The sequence below is a fragment of the Comamonas sp. C11 genome (assembly GCF_024496285.1).
In the GTDB taxonomy this organism is placed as follows: domain Bacteria; phylum Pseudomonadota; class Gammaproteobacteria; order Burkholderiales; family Burkholderiaceae_C; genus Comamonas; species Comamonas testosteroni_F.
Genome location: NZ_CP101743.1, coordinates 3,836,967 through 3,853,933 on the forward strand (window position 1 = coordinate 3,836,967; position 16,967 = coordinate 3,853,933).

The following is a 16,967-nucleotide window of genomic DNA, read 5'->3' on the forward strand; positions in this document are numbered from 1 at the left end:
CCATTTGCCATGACCCAGCATGTAGCCACCTTGCGCGATGTGACGCTCGCCTACGGCAAGACGCAGGCGCTGCGCGGACTGAGCCTGGAGATTCCTGCAGGCATCATGGTCGGCCTGATCGGCCCTGACGGCGTGGGCAAGTCAAGCCTGCTGTCTTTGATTGCCGGAGCGCGCGCGCTGCAGGGCGGCGAGATACAGGTGCTGGGCGGCGACATGCGCAGCAAAAAGCACCGCGATGCCGTCTGCCCCCGCATTGCCTACATGCCTCAGGGACTGGGCAAGAACCTCTACCCCACGCTGTCGGTCGAAGAGAATCTGCAGTTCTTCGGGCGCCTTTTCGGTCATGACGCGGCCGAGCGCCGGGCGCGCATTGACGATCTGACCCAGAGCACCGGACTGCAGAAATTCCTCTCCCGCCCTGCCGGCAAGCTCTCGGGCGGCATGAAGCAGAAGCTGGCGCTGTGCTGTGCCCTCATCCACGACCCCGACCTGCTGATTCTCGACGAGCCCACGACCGGCGTGGATCCGCTGGCGCGCGCGCAGTTCTGGGATCTGATCAACCGCATCCGCGGCCAGCGCCCGCAGATGAGCGTGATCGTGGCCACGGCCTATATGGACGAGGCCCAGCGCTTCGACTGGCTGGCGGCCATGGATGACGGACTGATTCTGGCCACCGGCACCCCCGCCGAGCTGCTGGCGCGCACCGGCATGCCGGCGCTGGAAGCCGCCTTCATCGCCCTGCTGCCCGAGGAAAAAAAGCGCGGCCATGCCGCCGTGGTGATCCCGCCGCTGCAGACCAGCGATGACGACATCGCCATCGAGGCGCGCGATCTCACCATGCGCTTTGGCGATTTCGTGGCCGTGGACCATGTGAATTTCCGCATTCGTCGCGGCGAGATCTTCGGTTTTCTGGGCTCCAACGGCTGCGGCAAATCGACCACCATGAAGATGCTGACCGGGCTGCTGCCCGCCAGCGAGGGCGATGCCTGGCTGTTTGGCAAGAAGATCGATCCGCATGACGTGGCCACACGCCGGCGCGTGGGCTATATGTCCCAGGCCTTCTCGCTCTACGGCGAGCTGACCGTGCTGCAGAACCTGGTGTTGCACGCCGAACTCTTCCATGTGGATCCGGCCGAGATCCCTGCGCGGGTCGAGGAAATGCTCACCCGCTTCGGGCTCACAGAGGTGCGCGAGACGCTGCCCGGCAATATCCCGCTGGGCATGCGCCAGCGCCTGTCTCTGGCCGTGGCCATGGTGCACAAGCCGGAGCTGCTGATTCTCGACGAGCCCACCTCGGGCGTGGACCCCGTGGCGCGCGACCAGTTCTGGCGCTTGCTGATCGAGCTCTCGCGCCGCGACCGGGTGACGATCTTCATCTCCACGCACTTCATGAACGAGGCCGAGCGCTGCGACCGCATGTCCATGATGCATGCGGGCAAGGTGCTGGACAGCGACCGGCCCGCAGCCCTGACCGCCAAGCGCGGCGCGGCCACACTGGAGGAGGCCTTCATCGGCTATCTGGTGGAGGCCTCGGGCGAGGCAGCGCCCGTGCTTGATATCAAAAAGGAAGCTGCTACCGCTTGCTCGGACTCGTTTTCAGCATCAAAAGACGCTGATTCCAATTCAGGTCAATCGCAACAAGCTACTGTTTCCGCAGCGCACTCCAGCGGCACCGGCTTCAGCCTGCAGCGCCTGTGGAGCTATCTGTGGCGCGAGTCGCTGGAGCTGCAACGCGATCCCGTGCGGGCCACGCTGGCCCTGGTGGGCTCGCTGGTCCTGATGGTGGTGATCGGTTTCGGCATCAGCATGGACGTCGAAGACCTGCACTTCGCAGTGCTCGACCGCGATCAGAGCACCATCAGCCAGAACTATGTGAACAATCTCGCAGGCTCGCGCTATTTCATTGAAATGCCTCCCATCCAGGACTACGCGGACCTGGACCGGCGCATGAAGAGCGGCGAGCTGGCGCTGGCCATCGAGATACCGCCCGGCTTCGGCCGTGATGTGCTGCGCGGCTCGAAGGTAGCCGTGGGCGCCTGGTTCGACGGCGCCATGCCCCAGCGCGGCGAGACCGTCAAAGGCTATGTCCAGGCCATGCATCAGCTGTGGCTGGTACAGCAGGCGCGCGAGCGACTGGGCATACAGCTAGCCAGCCAGGTCAGCCTGGAAACCCGCTTTCGCTACAACCCCGATGTGAAAAGCCTGCCCGCCATGGTGCCGGCCGTGATTCCGCTGCTGCTGATGATGCTGCCCGCCATGCTCACGGCCCTGGCCGTGGTGCGGGAAAAGGAGCTGGGCTCCATCGTGAACCTGTACGTCACTCCCGTGACCCGCATCGAGTTTCTGCTGGGCAAGCAACTGCCTTATGTGGTGCTGGCCATGCTGAACTTCTTTCTGATGTGTGCCATGGCGGTATTCGTGTTCGGCGTGCCCATGACCGGCAGCTTCCCCCTGCTCGTCATGGCCGCCCTGCTCTTCAGCGTCATTGCCACGGGCATGGGACTGCTGGCCTCTGCCGTCACCAGCAGCCAGATTGCCGCCATGTTCTTTGCCATGCTGGGCACCTTGATTCCAGCCACGCAGTTCTCGGGGCTGACCGATCCGGTGTCCTCGCTCGAAGGCGCCGGTCGCTGGATTGGCGAGATCTACCCGGCCACCTATATGTTCGCCATCAGCCGCGGCGTCTTCAACAAGGCGCTGGGCCTGCACGACCTGGCACCGACCTTGCTGCCGCTGCTGATTGCCGTTCCCGTGATCATGGGCGTGGCCATCTGGGCTCTGCCCAAGCAAGAAAAATGATGAAGCTCCCCCTGAGCTGCTGCGCAGCTTCCCCCTCTCTCGCTAACGCGGGAGGGGGACGACAGCCTCGCTGCGGGGCGGCCCTTGCTCGCTGTCCTGGCGGTGGGCCAGCGCCAGTTTCAGCAGCAGCCCCTCGTTTTCGTCATGGAGAAACACCATGTGGCATAGCCTGAAAAATATCTGGCGCCTGGGCGTCAAGGAGCTGTGGAGCCTGTGGCGCGACCCGGTGATGCTGGTGCTCATCGTCTACACCTTCACGGCCTCGGTGTACACCGCGGCCACGGCCATGCCCGATACGCTGCACAAGGCGCCGATTGCCATCGTCGACGAAGACCAGTCGCCACTGTCCGCACGCATCACCTCGGCGTTCTACCCGCCTCAGTTCATGCCGCCGCAGATGGTGGATTTCAGCCATGTGGATCCCGGGCTGGATGCAGGCGATTTCACCTTCTCGCTGACCATTCCTCCCAACTTCCAGCGCGATGTGCTGGCCGGCAGAAAGGCCGAGCTGCAGCTGAACGTGGATGCCACGCGCATGAGCCAGGCGTTCTCCGGCAGCGGATACGTGCAGCAGATCGTGCTGGCCGAAGTCAACGAGTTCGTGCAGCGTCACCGGGGAGGCAGCGCACTGCCCGTGGACCTGGAGCTGCGCGCCCGCTTCAACCCCGGACTGAACAAGATCTGGTTCGGCGGATTGATGCAGATCATCAACAACGTCACCATGCTCTCCATCATCCTCACGGGCGCGGCGCTGATCCGCGAACGCGAGCATGGCACCATCGAGCATCTGCTGGTCATGCCCGTGACGCCTACCGAGATCATGCTGGCCAAGGTCTGGTCCATGGGCGCCGTGGTGCTGCTGGCGGCAGGTGTCTCGCTCAATCTGGTCGTGCGCGGCGCGCTCAAGGTGCCCATCGAAGGCAGTCTGCTGCTGTTCATGGCAGGCTCGGCCCTGTGTCTTTTCGCAACTACGGCCATGGGCATCTTCCTGGCCACGGTGGCGCGCAGCATGCCGCAGTTCGGCCTGCTGATGGTGTTGACGCTGCTGCCGCTGCAATTGCTGTCTGGCGGCATGACACCCCGCGAATCCATGCCCCAGCTGGTGCAGGATGTGATGCTGTTCGCCCCCACCACGCATTTTGTGGAGCTGGGTCAGGCGATTCTGTATCGCGGCGCTGGCATAGAGACCGTGTGGAAGCCCTTTCTGTGGCTGGCAGGAATCGGCGCCGTGCTGTTCTGGCTGTCGCTGATGCGGTTCAGAAAAACCTTGTCGAGCATGGCCTGAGTTCTGGCCGGGCGCCACGGCAACCATGGCGGGCGTATCGCCTGTTTCTGCTGAAAGTCTTTTGCCTTCCAGCTTCAAAGCCTCGACCCATGCCATTCACCATTGAAGAACGCCAATCACTGCTTGCCCTCAAGGGCGTGGGCACGGCGGTGCTGAGCCGGCTGGAATCCCTGGGCTACGGCTCGTTCGCCCAGTTGCGTCAGGCCAGCGCCCTGGACATCGTCGCCAAGGCCTCGGCCCTCACAGGCTCCAGCTGCTGGAAGAACAGCCCTCAGGCACGCGCGGCCATCCAGGCGAGCATCGATGCGGCCAGGCAATGCCCGGTGCAAGAGAGCGAAGCCATTCGGTAAGACGCGCAACCGCCCAGTCTCTGCTCTGGGCCACCATGAATACCTGCATGGCACCTTCAAGCCCGGCCGCCACTCGATGCATGTCAAAAAGACTATGAGTGCGCGAGAAGCCGCACCGTATCGCGGGCGGCCACCCACTCCTCATTCGTGGGCTCAACCCCCACCAGTACCCGGCTGTCTGCAGATGAAATGACCGGTGCATGGGCTGCATTGGCCCGCTCATCCAGCCCCAGGCCCAGCCATGCCAGATCGGCGCAGACGCGGGCACGAATCTCCTCGCTGTGCTCGCCAATGCCCGCCGTGAACACCAGCATGTCCAGCCCGCCCAGCGCAGCGACCAGAGAACCGATCTCGCGCACGATGCGGCGTACAAAGAGGTCCAGCGCGATGCACGCCCGCTCGCCAGCCTCACCGGAATCCCGGACATGGCGCAGGATCACACGCGGCTCGGACGAGACGCCCGACACGCCAAGCAGCCCCGAGTCGTGATAGAGCAGATGCCCCACCTCTTGAAGCGTCAGCTTCTCGATCTCCATCAGATAGAGCACGGCCCCCGGGTCCAGCGCCCCGGTGCGCGTGCCCATCATCAATCCGTCCAGGGCCGAGAAGCCCATGGTGGTCGCCATGCTTTGCAGCTGCTGCATGCCGCACAGGCTGGCGCCACTGCCCAGATGGGCGACGATGGTGCGCCCCCTGGCCCTGTCGCCATGACGCTCGGCCAGCGCGGTCGCCATATAGGCATACGAGAGCCCGTGAAAGCCATAGCGGCGCACGCCACGCTGCCACCATTCGTAGGGCAGAGGAAGGATCTGCTCCACCTTGGGCAAGCTGTGATGAAAGCCTGTATCGAAGCAGGCAATCTGCACGATGTCGGGCCGCTCGCGCAACAGGATCTCGATGGCCTCCAGCGCAAACGGCTGATGCAGCGGTGCCAGCGGCACATAGCTGCGCAAGTCTCGCAACACGCCTGCATCGATGCGGGTGGACTCGAAATACTTGCTGCCGCCATGCACCACCCGATGGGCGATCGCCGCCACGGGCCGATCCTCTAGCCGGGCCGTGATGCGCTCGCGGATGACGCGCAGCGCATCGCGATACGGATGCTCTGTGCCCAGTTCGATGGCAAAGGGCTGGACGCCGGTTTCGCCGAAGTCGGGACCGGGCCCGCCAATCCCCTGTACCTTGCCGTTCCACAGAGGCTTGCGCGGCAGCGGTGGAGCGGCCTCGAATACGGCGAACTTGATGCTCGACGAGCCACAGTTCAGGACGATGATCACGGAATTGCTCATGGCAGTACCTTTGTCTGCCGACAGGGCACAGGCTGAAGCAACGGCCAGCCTGGCGCCATCGACCATGCTTTTCAGGGCGGCGTCTGCCGGTAGTGATGTGCGAGCAGCAGCGCAATCGCGCAGGATGCAATGCGGGATTCGCGCGAATCCGCGCGGCTGGTCAGAACGATGGGCACCTTGGCGCCAAGCACGATGCCTGCGCTGGCGGCGCCGCCCAGGTACATGAGCTGCTTGGCCAGCATATTGCCGCTTTCCAGATCGGGCACCAGCAGGATGTCGGCCTGACCGGCCACCGGCGAAGTGATGCCCTTGGTACGCGCAGCCTCCATGGAGACTGCATTGTCGAAAGCCAGCGGTCCGTCCAGCACGCCTCCGGTGATCTGGCCCCGGTCGGCCATCTTGCACAGTGCGGCAGCATCCAGCGTCGCGGGCATGTTGGGGTTGACCGTCTCGACGGCGGCGAGGATGGCGAGCCTGGGCCTGGCCACCCCCAGAACCTGTGCCAGCTCTATGGCATTGCGCGCGATATCGGCCTTCTGCAACAGATCGGGGGCCAGATTGATGGCCGCATCGGTGACGATGAAGGGGCGCGGGTAGCTGGCCGTCTGCAACACAAAGCAATGGCTTACACGCCTCTTGGTGCGCAGCCCGGCACTGCTGGCAACGACAGCCGCCATCAGCTCGTCGGTATGCAAGCTGCCTTTCATCAGTGCCTCGACTTCACCGCTGGCAGCGAGCCTGACACCATGCTCGGCAGCTGCATGGCTGTGCGGAACGTCCTCGATGCGCAGGCCCTGCAGCTCGAACCCCTGTGCAAGAGCAACCGCCTCCAGCCTGGCGCGCGGAGCAATCAGGACCGGCTCGATCAGCCCCAGCCGATGCGCATCAAGCGCAGCGGACAGGCTGGTGGCATCGCAGGGATGGACCACCCCCACGCGAACCGGCGGCAGTTCCTTGACAGCCGCCAGCAGGCGGCTCAGGCCGTGATGGGAGGCAACGTCAAGCGGCTGCGCTGCGCCGCCGGATGACATGGAAACCGCTTGCTGCGGGGATGGCTGCCGGGGCTGTGCATCGTGGACGCAGAGCAGCGTCAGCGTGCCCGCGTCACGGGAGGCAACGGTGACGCGCAGGCTGTCGCCGACGGCTATGCCCTCAAACGGCTGCTGCGCCATGTCTGGGCTCGGTTGACTCATCGCGCTCCTTTCTTGCCGCGTGATGCGGCCGGTTTACGTCGCTCGGCAGCCGCAGCCCGCTGGGGAGCTGCAGGAGCCTGTGCCAAAGCCGGCGCCAGCTCCAGAGGCTCCTGGATACGAGGCTGCTGCGCCAGCGCGGCCTGCTCGAACAAGGCCTGTACCTGCTGCAAGGCCTGTCTCACGGCATCATCCTCCGCGCCTGGCTCCTTATCGATGGCTGCCATCTGGGTGATGGCTTCAGCGGCCTTGCGGATGGTGTCGGCAGGCGTGTTCTTCAGCAGGCCGGGAATGGCTTCGATGGCGGCGCTGCCGCATTGCCTCATCACCAGGGTCTGCTCGCGGATGGCGGCTCGCAGCTCGGCCAGAGTCCAGCGCCCAGGCGCTTGCTGCTCCAGCAATTGCGCAGCCAGGTGGTAGTAGCGCTCGTCCACAGCGCGACGCTGGGACAGCACGCTCAGCAAACCGCGCAGCGTGGCTTCGAGCACGCCCCCCTGATCCACACTGCTCTCGATCTGTCGCTGCCTGTCCGCCATCAGCGCCAGATGCTCGGGGGTGGAGCCAGGATGCTGGCGCACCGCTGCGCTCTCGCCATGAGCATGCCCCGCCAGCGCCTGCATGAGCGGCGAGCCATAGAGCATGTCGAACCACAAGGCGTAGATATGATCTCGCCGGTCGCGGAAATCATCGAGAGCGCGATCCAGTGCGGCCGAGCACCGCTGCTGCATCTGCAACCAGGGATTGGCCTCATCCACGGGCTGGCGATGTTCGCGTATGTATTCGGCGCTGCTGCGTATCAGGCAAGCCAGCGGATGCTGGCTGCTCCAGGCCTCGAATTGCAGGCGCATGGGATGCAAGGTCTGCAGCCAGTGTGCCGATTGGGAAGTACTCAGCGCACGCACCCAGGGTTGCCATATGCTGCGATACAGAGCCAGGTTGATGTCGGATACCCGGGCCGCCGCGTCGAAACGGCGATCGGACTCGGGATCGGGCTTGACGATATCGCGCACTTCATCGATGCCGCTGGCACGGATGCTCAACAGATAAGGATCATGGAGCAGCTTTTGCTCCTGCTTCGTGGCATCGTCCACGCTGGCGCGATAGATGCCTGCCGGCAGCAGATTGATCTGCTCGATGGCACTGGCGAACTTGCGGTGCTGCTTGCTGCCGACGGCGCCCGAAACAAAGATGCCCAGATGACCGATGCTGTCGTGCGTGCTGAAGATGATGGTCTGGTCATGAGCGCGCACATCGTCGTCACTGGCGTACAGATCGGTGATCCAGCCCAGAGCCTGGGCCGGCGGCGTGATGTTGTCGCCATAGGAGCAGAACACCAGGATGGGCGAACGGATATTGCGCAGATCGATGCGCACCCCGTCCGATGTCAGCAACTGGGCCGTCGACAGCTTGTTGCCGATGAACAGCTTGTCGACGATGTACTGCATCTCCACATCGTTGAGGAAGACATAGCCGCCCCAGTATTTCTCGAAGTCTATATAGCGCTCGGCTTCGGTGTCGGCATTCGCATAGACCTTGTACTGCTTGCTCCAGAGCGTGTTGGCCGGATCGAGCTGCTCGAAGTTCTGCACCAGATGGGCGCCGTCGAAGCGGCCGTTACCCAGATCGCTGGCCAGTGCCGTCATCCAGCTGCCCCCGAGAAGCCCGCCCGAGTAGCGCATGGGATTGTCGCCGGCCCAGTACGACAGGGGCGCTCCGGCAACAATGATGGGCCCGAACAGCTCGGGCCAGACAGCGGCCGTCATCAGGATCTGCCAGCCCGCCTGGCAGTTGCCGATGACCGCCGGCTTGCCCTCGCTCTCGGGGTGAAGCTCGGCCACGCGACGCATGAACGCGGCCTCGGCACGCATCACGTCCTCCACCGTCTGACCAGGTACGGGATCGGGCAGAAAACCGACGAAGTAGCAAGGGTGACCGGCCTCCAGCGCCGCACCGATCTCGCTATGGGGCTTGAAGCCACCTATGCCCGGGCCATGCCCGGCGCGTGGATCTATCACGACGAATGGACGCTTGGCGGGGTCGGCAGGTCGATCTTCGGACGCCTGGATACGCACCAGGCCATAGTTGACAGGTCTTGGGAGGTCCAGCCCCGACATCACGAGTTCCGCGGGGAAATGCAGCACGTTCGGCATCCTGGCCTCACGCTGAGTCCGGTACTGGTCGCCCACCTGCCGCTCGATGTCGGCATACAGCACGGCACGTTGAGCGGCATCCACCGCATAGGCCCCGGCGGCCCGCCACCATGCAAAAGGATCAACAGACCCGTTGGTCGACGGACCGATCCCGCTGGGTTTGTTCATGTCGTGCTCCCAAGGTCACAGTCTTCTCTCTCAAGAAGCTTCAAAAACAATAGCTTCCAGCGCTTTATGGATCACCATAAAACGCCGAAAACATCGGATTTTTACAATGGAGAGCCAGCTGACCAGCCGGCCCGCAGGCGGCAGCGCCGCCATCTTTGGCTGAAGCTGCGCCAGCCTGTTGCCTACTTCTGCGCCGCTTTGCCGCTCTTGTCCTGGGCGGGGTCCTGAGTTGCCGGCGCCCAGGCAGACAGCCATTGCTTGAAGATGTCCTGCAGTGGCAAAGCGGGCAGATTGGGCGCGCCGTCTGCACGCAGGGCCTCGGCCACGGATTTTTGCCAGGCCTCCAGGGCCTGCTGCAGACCGCTGGCAAAAGCCTGCTGGTTCTTGATCGCGATATCACTGGCGCTCTTGGCATCACTCATGCGGTCTTCGAGCCTGCGCATGAAAGCCTCGGCGGGCAGGCTGGCCAGTGATTGCCAGTCTTCAGCACGCAGCAGGCTTTGCAGCTCCGCCGTGGTTTCACTGATGCCTGCAGCACTGGTCTGCTGCGCGGCTGCCAGCCAGCGATGGCCACTTTCACGCATAAGCTGAGCGATGCGCAGTTGCAGCTCGGCATTGGCCTTGAACAGATTCAGAGGGGTCGCTTGAATGCTCATATCGTTCTCCCTATGGTGATGGTAGAGCCTATCGAGAGGCTGGCGGGCCGTCCGGCATATCACCGTGACCAAACGGCTTTTGAAAACTCAATGCCCGAGCACGTACTGGCCCGGAGCGTCATACAAGGGCCCGCCGCTCGTGCCGCCCATGCGCGGCGGAGCTATCGGTGTGCCGGATCTATTCTTGAGCCACTCGTCCCATGCCGGCCACCAGGAGCCCTGGCGCTGCTCGGCCTCCTGCAGCCACTGCTGGGCGACAATGTCCCGAGCGCCGACAGGCCGAGTGAGCAGCTGATAGCGGCGTCGCGGATGACCGGGCTCACTGACAATGCCGGCGTTGTGGCCGCCACTCGTCAGCACAAAGGTGATTTCAGCCGCAGTGTGATGGTGCAGCTTGAATACCGATTGCCAAGGCGCTACATGATCGGTAAGCGTTCCCACACAGAAGATGGGCACTTGCAGATTGAGAAGCGAGACCGGCTTGCCATCGACCGGATAGCGGCTTTCACTGAGATCGTTATTCAGAAACAGACGGCGCAGGTATTGCGAGTGCATCCTGGCAGGCATGCGCGTGGCGTCGGCATTCCAGGCCATGAGATCGCTCATCGGTGCCCGCTCGCCCAGCAGGTATTGATTGACCATGCGCGACCACAGCAGATCATGGGAGCGCAGCATCAGGAACGCGCCCGCCATCTGATCGGCGCGCAGATAGCCTTGCTGGGCCATCTGAGCCTCAAGCAGGCTGACCTGCGCTTCGTCGATGAACAGCGCCAGCTCGCCAGGTTCGGTGAAATCGGTCTGCGCGGCCAGCAAGGTCATCGATGCCAGACGCTCGTCTCCATCGCGCGCCATCGCGGCCGCCACAATGGCCAGCAAGGTCCCACCCAGACAATAGCCCGCTGCGTGCACCTTCTGCCCCGGGACGATGGCCGTGACGGCATCCAGCGCAGCACGCCAGCCCAGCTCGACATAGTCGTCCATGCCCAGATCTCGATCGCCGGCATCGGGGTTCTTCCAGGAGACGCAGAACACCGTATGTCCCTGATCGACCAGATACCTGATCAGCGAATTGTGCGGCGACAGATCCAGGATGTAGTACTTCATGATCCAGGCCGGCATGATCAATACCGGCTCGGGATGGACCTTGTCGGTTGTCGGCGCGTACTGGATCAGCTCCATCAACGGGTTGCGCAGCACCACCTTGCCAGCGGTGACGGCCACATCGCGCCCCACCTGAAACCCCTCGCAGCCCGCAGGCGGCATGTTTGCGAGCTGCGCGTGCACATCTTCCATCAGGTACTGGAAGCCACGCACCAGATTCGCCCCGCCCTCTTTGACGGTGCGCTCCAGAACTATCGGGTTGGTGGCAAAAAAGTTCGCAGGCGAAAGCATATCCAGCCACTGCCTGCCCCAGAATCCGACCAGACGCTCGTGGTGTCTTTCAACACCCGGAACGCCTTGGGCGGCAGCCTGCCACCAGCGCTGCTGAGCGGCAAGGCCCGCACTCATGACCGTGAACGGCCATTGCTTCCATTCAGGATCCTGAAAGAGACGCTCCGCCTCCTGTGTCTGTGGCCCGCCATAGCAAAGCCTGACCCATTCCTCCAGCGCCAGCCTTGCCAGATCCAGACGCTTTCCCGGACTGATGGCAAGGTTGCCCGCCCAATCCATCCAGGCCTGCCATTGGGACTCGGGGGAAACCGACAGCCATTGCTGCGCCCACATCGCACGCACAGCTTGATCAAGTTGCTGGCTGGAACTGAACTGAGCTTCGGCCTTGCGGTCAACCATAGCGGCCCCTTTTTTGCTGCATGGCAATAACGCAACATCTTATGCGCTGCAGAAGTTGTTGCATAGTCACGACCTACCGGGGGTTGAGCCACATCAAGCTCCCGCAGCCGGAAGCGCTCCGGCATGCGGCGGCCGGCCCCAAACACCGGGCTGCTGCAGCTAAAAGAACTCTGCAGCCTTGTCTGGATCAGGCCTGCCACCGAAGCTATTGGTCATGGTTTGCAAGCTGAACGCACACCACCGCCTGCTGACGCAAGCAGCGCTGTTTTCTCATTGTGTGCAATAATGGAGAGCTTTTATGCGGAAAGTACACCGGACAGGCTGGTGCGGCTCCCGCACTTGACCAAAGGAAAGATCATGAAAGAAGGCATTCACCCCAATTACCGCGAAGTTCTGTTCGTTGACATGTCCAACGGCTTCAAGTTCGTGACACGTTCTTGCGTTTCCACCAAGGAAACCGAAAACTTCGAAGGTAAAGAGTACCCTCTGTTCAAGCTGGATACCACTTCTGAATCGCACCCCTTCTACACTGGCACACAAAAGTCGGTGGACAACATGGGTGGCCGCGTGGAGAAGTTCCGCAACCGCTTCGGCAAGAAGTAATTCTTACTTTTTTGCTGAAAAGGCAGCCCGGGCAACCGTGCTGCCTTTTTCTTTTTTGGGTGCCGCTCGACGGAATCCCAATGCTCCTATCATCGGAGCACCAAGCGCTTTGACCTCAAGCGCTTTCGCCTGATCTGGCCGTGCAAATTCGCACAGCCGCTACTGGATTGATTGCGTGAACCAGCCCACACCCGCCATCGTTGCCCAAAGCGCTGTACGCCGCCTGCCGCGCTGGGCCCTGCTTTTGCTGTGCCTGGCCTATGTGATTCCCGGCTTTGTCATGCGCGGCCCCTGGCGCTCCAACGATATGGAGGCCTTTGGCTACATGCGCGAGCTGGCGCTGGGCAAGACCGACTGGCTGGCCCCCAAGCTCTCGGGCCTGGCTCCCAGCATGGACGGTCTGCTGCCCTACTGGCTGGGTGCCTTGTCCTTGCAGGGTTTCGAGTGGCTGCTCGGCGCCGAAATGGCGGCGCGCCTGCCCTTCATCGCCTTGCTGGTCGTGACCCTGGGCGCCACCTGGTGGGGAGCCTACTACCTTGCACGCACGCCTGGTGCGCAGCCCGTGGCCTTTGCCTTTGGCGGGGAAGCCCAGCTGATCGACTATGCCCGCGCCATGGCCGATGCAGCTTTGCTGGCCCTGGTTGCCTGCCTGGGCCTGGCCCAGCTCTCGCATGAAACCACCAGCTATGTCACGCAGCTGGGCTGCACGGCGCTGCTGTTTTTTGCAGCTGCGGCCATGGCCTATCACCCCAGGAAGTCAGCCGCGGCACTGCTATTCGGCCTGCTGGGATTGGCCCTGAGCGGCGCCCCCACTCTTTCCGTGCTGTTCGGACTTGGCTGCGGCGTGATCGCCTTCACTCAGCGCAGCTGGGGCGACAATCCCGGCCGCGCCCACCGTCAGGCCCGCACCTGGGCCGCAGCCTGGCTGGCCGCCACGGTGCTCGCAGCCAGCCTGACCACGGCCCTGGATCAATGGGTCTGGCATCTGGTGGACTCGTTCAAGGACTGGGAAGCCCTGCTGCAACTGCTGCTGTGGTTCTGCTGGCCTGCCTGGCCCCTGGCTTTGTGGACGTTGTGGGTCTGGCGCCGCCAGATTGCCTTCCCCGGCCACAACCCGCATCTGTCCATCGCCCTGCTGTTTGCCACAGTCCCGGTGGCTGCCTGCCTGAGCAGTACCCCGGCCGATCGGGCACTGCTGCTGGGGCTTCCCGCCATCGCCACCCTGGCCGCCTTCGCCCTGCCCACTTTCCGCCGCAGCATCAGCGCGCTGATCGACTGGTTCACGCTGCTGTTCTTTACGGCATCCGCAATTGCCATCTGGGTGGTCTGGCTGGCGTTTCAGACCGGATTCCCGCCCAAGATCGCAGCCAATATTGCGCGTCTGGCTCCGCAATTCGAGGCCAGCATCTCCTGGCCCACGGTCATCGTGGCACTGTTCGCCACGGCCGGCTGGTTTGTGTTGGTGATCTGGCGCACCTCGCGCAATCGCGCAGCCATCTGGAAGAGCCTGGTGCTCCCGGCCGGAGGCGCCACACTGAGCTGGGTGCTGCTGTCCACACTCTGGATGGAGCCGCTGGATCATGCTCGCAGCTATGAATTCCAGATGACACAGCTGGGCAGCGAACTCAGGCAGAACGGCGCCACAAGCTGCGTGCTGACCTACGGCCTGGGCCGTTCGCAGATTGCGGCCGTGCGCTACTACACTCATGTGGACACCGCGCTGCTGCGCCGCAGCGCCCCTGGCGACTGCGGCTGGGCGCTGGTCGATGCAGACCGCTGGGCGGGCGATCACAATCGCAAGCTGCGCCAAGGCTGGAATGAAGTCAGCCGCATCACCCGTCTGGCCGGTCAAAAGGAAGTTCTGGTACTGCTCAAGTACACCGGCCCCAAAGCCGCACCATGAAAGGCGAGCTGCAATACATAGGCCGGCATGCAGGTACCGTGCTGGCCGGGCAGCTGGCCGTCATGGCCTTTGGCACCACCGATACCATCGTGGCCAGCCGCTATTCCAACGATGCCGTGGCCACCCTCTCCGTAGGGTCGGCCATTTTCATCAGCGTCTATGCCTCACTGATGGGCATTTTTCAGGCTCTTCTGCCCTTGTGGTCCGAACAGCGGGGTGCCGGTCTGCCGCAGGCCATCGGCCATTCGCTGCGCCAGTCCATGTATCTGTGTGCACTGGCCTGCGTGCTTGGCATGGCGGTGCTGCTCATGCCCGGCGCACTGCTGCGCTGGACCGATGTGCCCGATGCGCTGCAACTGGAGGTCAAGCGCTATCTCGCCGTACTGGCCTGGGGCTTGCCACCGGCGCTGCTGTTTCGCATCTACAGCGCGCTCAACCAGGCGCTAGGCCAGCCCAAGCTGGTCACCTGGCTGCAACTCATCTCGCTGCTGATCAAGATTCCCTTGTCCATCTGGTTCACCTTTGGCGGCTTGGGCCTTGCCCCCCTGGGAGCAGTGGGCTGCGCACTGGCCACGCTGCTGGTCAACTACACCATGTTTGCCGTGGCCCTGTGGCTGATGCGCACTCAGGATTTCTATGCTCCGCTGGCGCTTTGGCAGAGGCTGGAGCGCCCTGACTGGCTGCAGCTGGGCCGCTTCTGCCGCCTTGGCATCCCTGCAGGCCTGGCCATTCTGGTGGAAGTCACCTCCTTCACCCTCATGGCCCTGTATGTGGCAAGGCAGGGCTCGCTCTCGTCTGCCAGCCACCAGATCGCCGCCAATCTGGCCGCCATCTGCTATATGGTTCCGCTGTCCCTGGCCATTGCGACCAGCGCCCGCGTCAGCTACTGGCGCGGCGCCGGTGACGAAGCCCGGGCCAGCACGCTGATTCAACAGTGTTTCAAGCTTGCTCTGCTCATCGGTATTGCGACAGCAGCTACGCTCTTGATCGCTCGCACCTGGATTGCAGACATCTACACCGACTCCCCGCGGGTGCTGGCAATGACGTCCTGGCTGCTGATCTGCGTGGCTGCATACCATGTGGCGGACTGCGTGCAGACCTATTGCATTTTCGTGCTGCGCTGCTATCGCGTGACCGTTGCGCCTCTGGTGATTTATTGCCTGCTGCTGTGGGGCGGCGGCCTGGGCCTTGGCTACTGGCTGACCTACCGATGGCAAGCAGCCGAAGGCTGGCTGGACTGGCAGGCCACGCCCATGCCCTTCTGGGTTTGCAGCGCGGCAGCCCTGTTTGTCACAGCCATGGCCTTCAGCAGCATTTTGCACAGAGCCATACGACCTCCAAAGCTGCAGGCCCAGCCCAGGGCCTCCTAATGAGAAAGTGCCTTGGCGGGTACTTCAGCAGCTGCCCGCACACGGCTGGGCGGGAAGGTGACGGCGAATTCCGACCCCTTGCCCAGCTCACTCTGGATGCTGAGCCTGGCGCCATGCCGCTGCAGCACATGCTTGACGATGGCCAGCCCCAGGCCAGTGCCGCCCGTATCGCGTGAGCGGCTGCGGTCCACGCGATAGAAGCGCTCCGTCAGACGCGACACGTGCTTTTCGTCGATGCCGGGGCCGGAGTCCTTGACGGCAAAGCGGGCCGATCCATCGGGCAGCAGTTGCCAGCGCACATCGATCTGCCCACCGGCCGGCGTGTAGCGCATGGCATTGGCCAGCAGATTGGAAAACGCACTGTGCAGCTCTGCGCTCGCACCTGCCAGATCTCCGGCCTGCCGCAGCGCCTGCTCATCAGGAAAGTTCAGCACATGGGGTTTGGCCTGTTTGCGCGTCAAGGCATTGGACAGGCCGCGAGCCTCGTTCTCACAGCGATTGAGCAGCTGCGCCACCGACACCCAGTCATTGTTGCTGGGCAGCGGGCTTCCCTCCAGGCGCGACAAGGTCAGCAAGTCCTCGACCAGATGCTGCATGCGCTCGGCCTGCTGGGCCATCAGCTCCAGATAGCGCCTGCGCTCGTCTTCCTCGAGCGGCAGGTTCTGCAGGGTCTCGACAAAACCGGCCAGCACGGTCAGAGGCGTGCGGATTTCGTGCGAGACATTGGCCACGAAGTCGCGGCGCATGGCCTCGGCCTGCTCCAGCGCCGTCACATCGCGCGCCAGCAGCAGCTTGCGCCCTTCACCGTAGCCGTAGAGCTGCACCGACAGCTTGACCGGCCGCGAAGGTGTGCTTTCGCGCCCCTGCATGACCAGGTCATGACTGAAGTCCTGCGCCGCAAAATAGGCACTGAACTGAGGATCTCGCACCAGATTACCAATGCTTTGCAGCACATCGCGCTCGGCATCAAAGCCGAACTGCTTGGCAGAAATCTGATTGCACCATTCGATGCGGCCCTGTGCATCGAGCAGCACCACACCATTGGGACTGGCCTGCAAGGCAGACAGAATGTCATTGAGCCGCTGATCGCCCTGCTGCACCTGCTGCACGCTCTGGCGAATCCAGCGGCGCATGCGCACGCTGGCCTCGCCCCAGATCCCTGCCAGATTGGGCACCGCGCCCAGCTCCGACTGACGCAGCCAGTGCAGCAGACGCGCGCCATTCCAGCTGTCCACCAGCCACCATATCCAGCCGCCGATCAAGGCGCCCGTCATGGCAGCCACGCATTGCTGCAGCACCGTCGCACCGGGTGCAACGAGATAGGCCCACAGCAGCCATACCACCACGGCTGCCGCGACCTGAGAAGCCAACAATCGAAAACCACGCCACCCCATATTTGCTTTCAGTTGTGAT

At 63.3% G+C, this 16,967-nt stretch carries 12 protein-coding genes; 6 read left to right on the top strand and 6 right to left on the bottom strand.

Annotated features, from left to right (window positions below; genetic code table 11):
* Nucleotides 1-9 precede the first annotated feature (9 nt).
* The 3 genes from rbbA to NOX35_RS17600 all read left to right on the top strand — a co-directional run bounded on the left by rbbA (nucleotide 10) and on the right by NOX35_RS17600 (nucleotide 4,434).
* Nucleotides 10-2,799, top strand: a complete 2,790-nt coding sequence (rbbA, locus tag NOX35_RS17590) for a ribosome-associated ATPase/putative transporter RbbA (RefSeq protein ID WP_256494176.1) — start codon at nucleotides 10-12, stop codon at nucleotides 2,797-2,799.
* Nucleotides 2,800-2,956: 157 nt separating this feature from the next.
* Nucleotides 2,957-4,084 carry an ABC transporter permease gene (locus tag NOX35_RS17595; RefSeq protein WP_087081958.1) on the top strand — a complete coding sequence of 376 codons (1,128 nt, stop codon included), beginning with the start codon at nucleotides 2,957-2,959 and terminating at the stop codon, nucleotides 4,082-4,084.
* Between the two features lie 89 nt (nucleotides 4,085-4,173).
* Nucleotides 4,174-4,434, top strand: coding sequence for a helix-hairpin-helix domain-containing protein (locus tag NOX35_RS17600; protein WP_256494177.1), 261 nt, complete (start codon nucleotides 4,174-4,176; stop codon nucleotides 4,432-4,434).
* A 92-nt stretch (nucleotides 4,435-4,526) separates the two neighbouring features.
* On the opposite strand, the gene NOX35_RS17605 is transcribed toward NOX35_RS17600, so the two are convergent.
* The 5 genes from NOX35_RS17605 to NOX35_RS17625 form a co-directional block, all read right to left on the bottom strand.
* Nucleotides 4,527-5,723, bottom strand: coding sequence for an acetate/propionate family kinase (locus NOX35_RS17605; RefSeq protein WP_182283478.1), 1,197 nt, complete (start codon nucleotides 5,721-5,723; stop codon nucleotides 4,527-4,529).
* A gap of 71 nt (nucleotides 5,724-5,794) precedes the next feature.
* A complete protein-coding gene (locus NOX35_RS17610; protein ID WP_256494178.1) occupies nucleotides 5,795-6,916 on the bottom strand; it encodes a bifunctional enoyl-CoA hydratase/phosphate acetyltransferase in 1,122 nt (373 codons plus the stop codon).
* The gene (locus NOX35_RS17615) at nucleotides 6,913-9,231 is read right to left on the bottom strand and encodes a DUF3141 domain-containing protein (protein ID WP_256494179.1); all 2,319 of its coding nucleotides are present in this window, start codon (nucleotides 9,229-9,231) and stop codon (nucleotides 6,913-6,915) included. The genes NOX35_RS17610 and NOX35_RS17615 overlap by 4 nt, the downstream gene beginning before the upstream one ends.
* A 182-nt stretch (nucleotides 9,232-9,413) precedes the next feature.
* Nucleotides 9,414-9,887, bottom strand: a complete 474-nt coding sequence (locus NOX35_RS17620) for a phasin family protein (RefSeq protein ID WP_256494180.1) — start codon at nucleotides 9,885-9,887, stop codon at nucleotides 9,414-9,416.
* An 87-nt stretch (nucleotides 9,888-9,974) separates the two neighbouring features.
* Nucleotides 9,975-11,678, bottom strand: coding sequence for an alpha/beta hydrolase (locus NOX35_RS17625; RefSeq protein ID WP_256494181.1), 1,704 nt, complete (start codon nucleotides 11,676-11,678; stop codon nucleotides 9,975-9,977).
* A 357-nt stretch (nucleotides 11,679-12,035) separates the two neighbouring features.
* Here NOX35_RS17625 and NOX35_RS17630 point away from each other — a divergent pair, with 357 nt between their 5' ends.
* The 3 genes from NOX35_RS17630 (at nucleotide 12,036) to NOX35_RS17640 (ending at nucleotide 15,554) form a co-directional block, all read left to right on the top strand.
* A complete protein-coding gene (locus tag NOX35_RS17630; RefSeq protein WP_003053459.1) occupies nucleotides 12,036-12,281 on the top strand; it encodes a type B 50S ribosomal protein L31 in 246 nt (81 codons plus the stop codon).
* Nucleotides 12,282-12,456: 175 nt separating this feature from the next.
* Entirely contained in the window at nucleotides 12,457-14,184 is a 1,728-nt protein-coding gene (locus NOX35_RS17635; RefSeq protein ID WP_182283483.1) for a hypothetical protein, read from the top strand.
* A complete protein-coding gene (locus NOX35_RS17640) occupies nucleotides 14,181-15,554 on the top strand; it encodes an MATE family efflux transporter (protein WP_256494182.1) in 1,374 nt (457 codons plus the stop codon). Before NOX35_RS17635 ends, NOX35_RS17640 begins: the two co-directional genes overlap by 4 nt.
* Here NOX35_RS17640 and phoR read toward each other — a convergent pair.
* Nucleotides 15,551-16,927: a phosphate regulon sensor histidine kinase PhoR gene (gene phoR, locus NOX35_RS17645; RefSeq protein WP_256494183.1), complete on the bottom strand. Its 1,377-nt coding sequence runs from the start codon at nucleotides 16,925-16,927 to the stop codon at nucleotides 15,551-15,553. The two genes, NOX35_RS17640 and phoR, sit on opposite strands and share 4 nt — an antisense overlap.
* Nucleotides 16,928-16,967: the final 40 nt, after the last annotated feature.

What these genes read in the sequence shown, in the direction of transcription:
- NOX35_RS17630 (WP_003053459.1), top strand. Translation starts at nt 12,036, where the DNA reads ATGAAAGAAGGCATTCACCCCAATTACCGCGAAGTTCTGTTCGTTGAC.
- NOX35_RS17610 (WP_256494178.1), bottom strand. Translation starts at nt 6,916, where the DNA reads ATGAGTCAACCGAGCCCAGACATGGCGCAGCAGCCGTTTGAGGGCATA.
- NOX35_RS17625 (WP_256494181.1), bottom strand. Translation starts at nt 11,678, where the DNA reads ATGGTTGACCGCAAGGCCGAAGCTCAGTTCAGTTCCAGCCAGCAACTT.
- NOX35_RS17615 (WP_256494179.1), bottom strand. Translation starts at nt 9,231, where the DNA reads ATGAACAAACCCAGCGGGATCGGTCCGTCGACCAACGGGTCTGTTGAT.
- NOX35_RS17605 (WP_182283478.1), bottom strand. Translation starts at nt 5,723, where the DNA reads ATGAGCAATTCCGTGATCATCGTCCTGAACTGTGGCTCGTCGAGCATC.
- NOX35_RS17600 (WP_256494177.1), top strand. Translation starts at nt 4,174, where the DNA reads ATGCCATTCACCATTGAAGAACGCCAATCACTGCTTGCCCTCAAGGGC.
- NOX35_RS17640 (WP_256494182.1), top strand. Translation starts at nt 14,181, where the DNA reads ATGAAAGGCGAGCTGCAATACATAGGCCGGCATGCAGGTACCGTGCTG.
- NOX35_RS17620 (WP_256494180.1), bottom strand. Translation starts at nt 9,887, where the DNA reads ATGAGCATTCAAGCGACCCCTCTGAATCTGTTCAAGGCCAATGCCGAG.
- NOX35_RS17595 (WP_087081958.1), top strand. Translation starts at nt 2,957, where the DNA reads ATGTGGCATAGCCTGAAAAATATCTGGCGCCTGGGCGTCAAGGAGCTG.
- rbbA (WP_256494176.1), top strand. Translation starts at nt 10, where the DNA reads ATGACCCAGCATGTAGCCACCTTGCGCGATGTGACGCTCGCCTACGGC.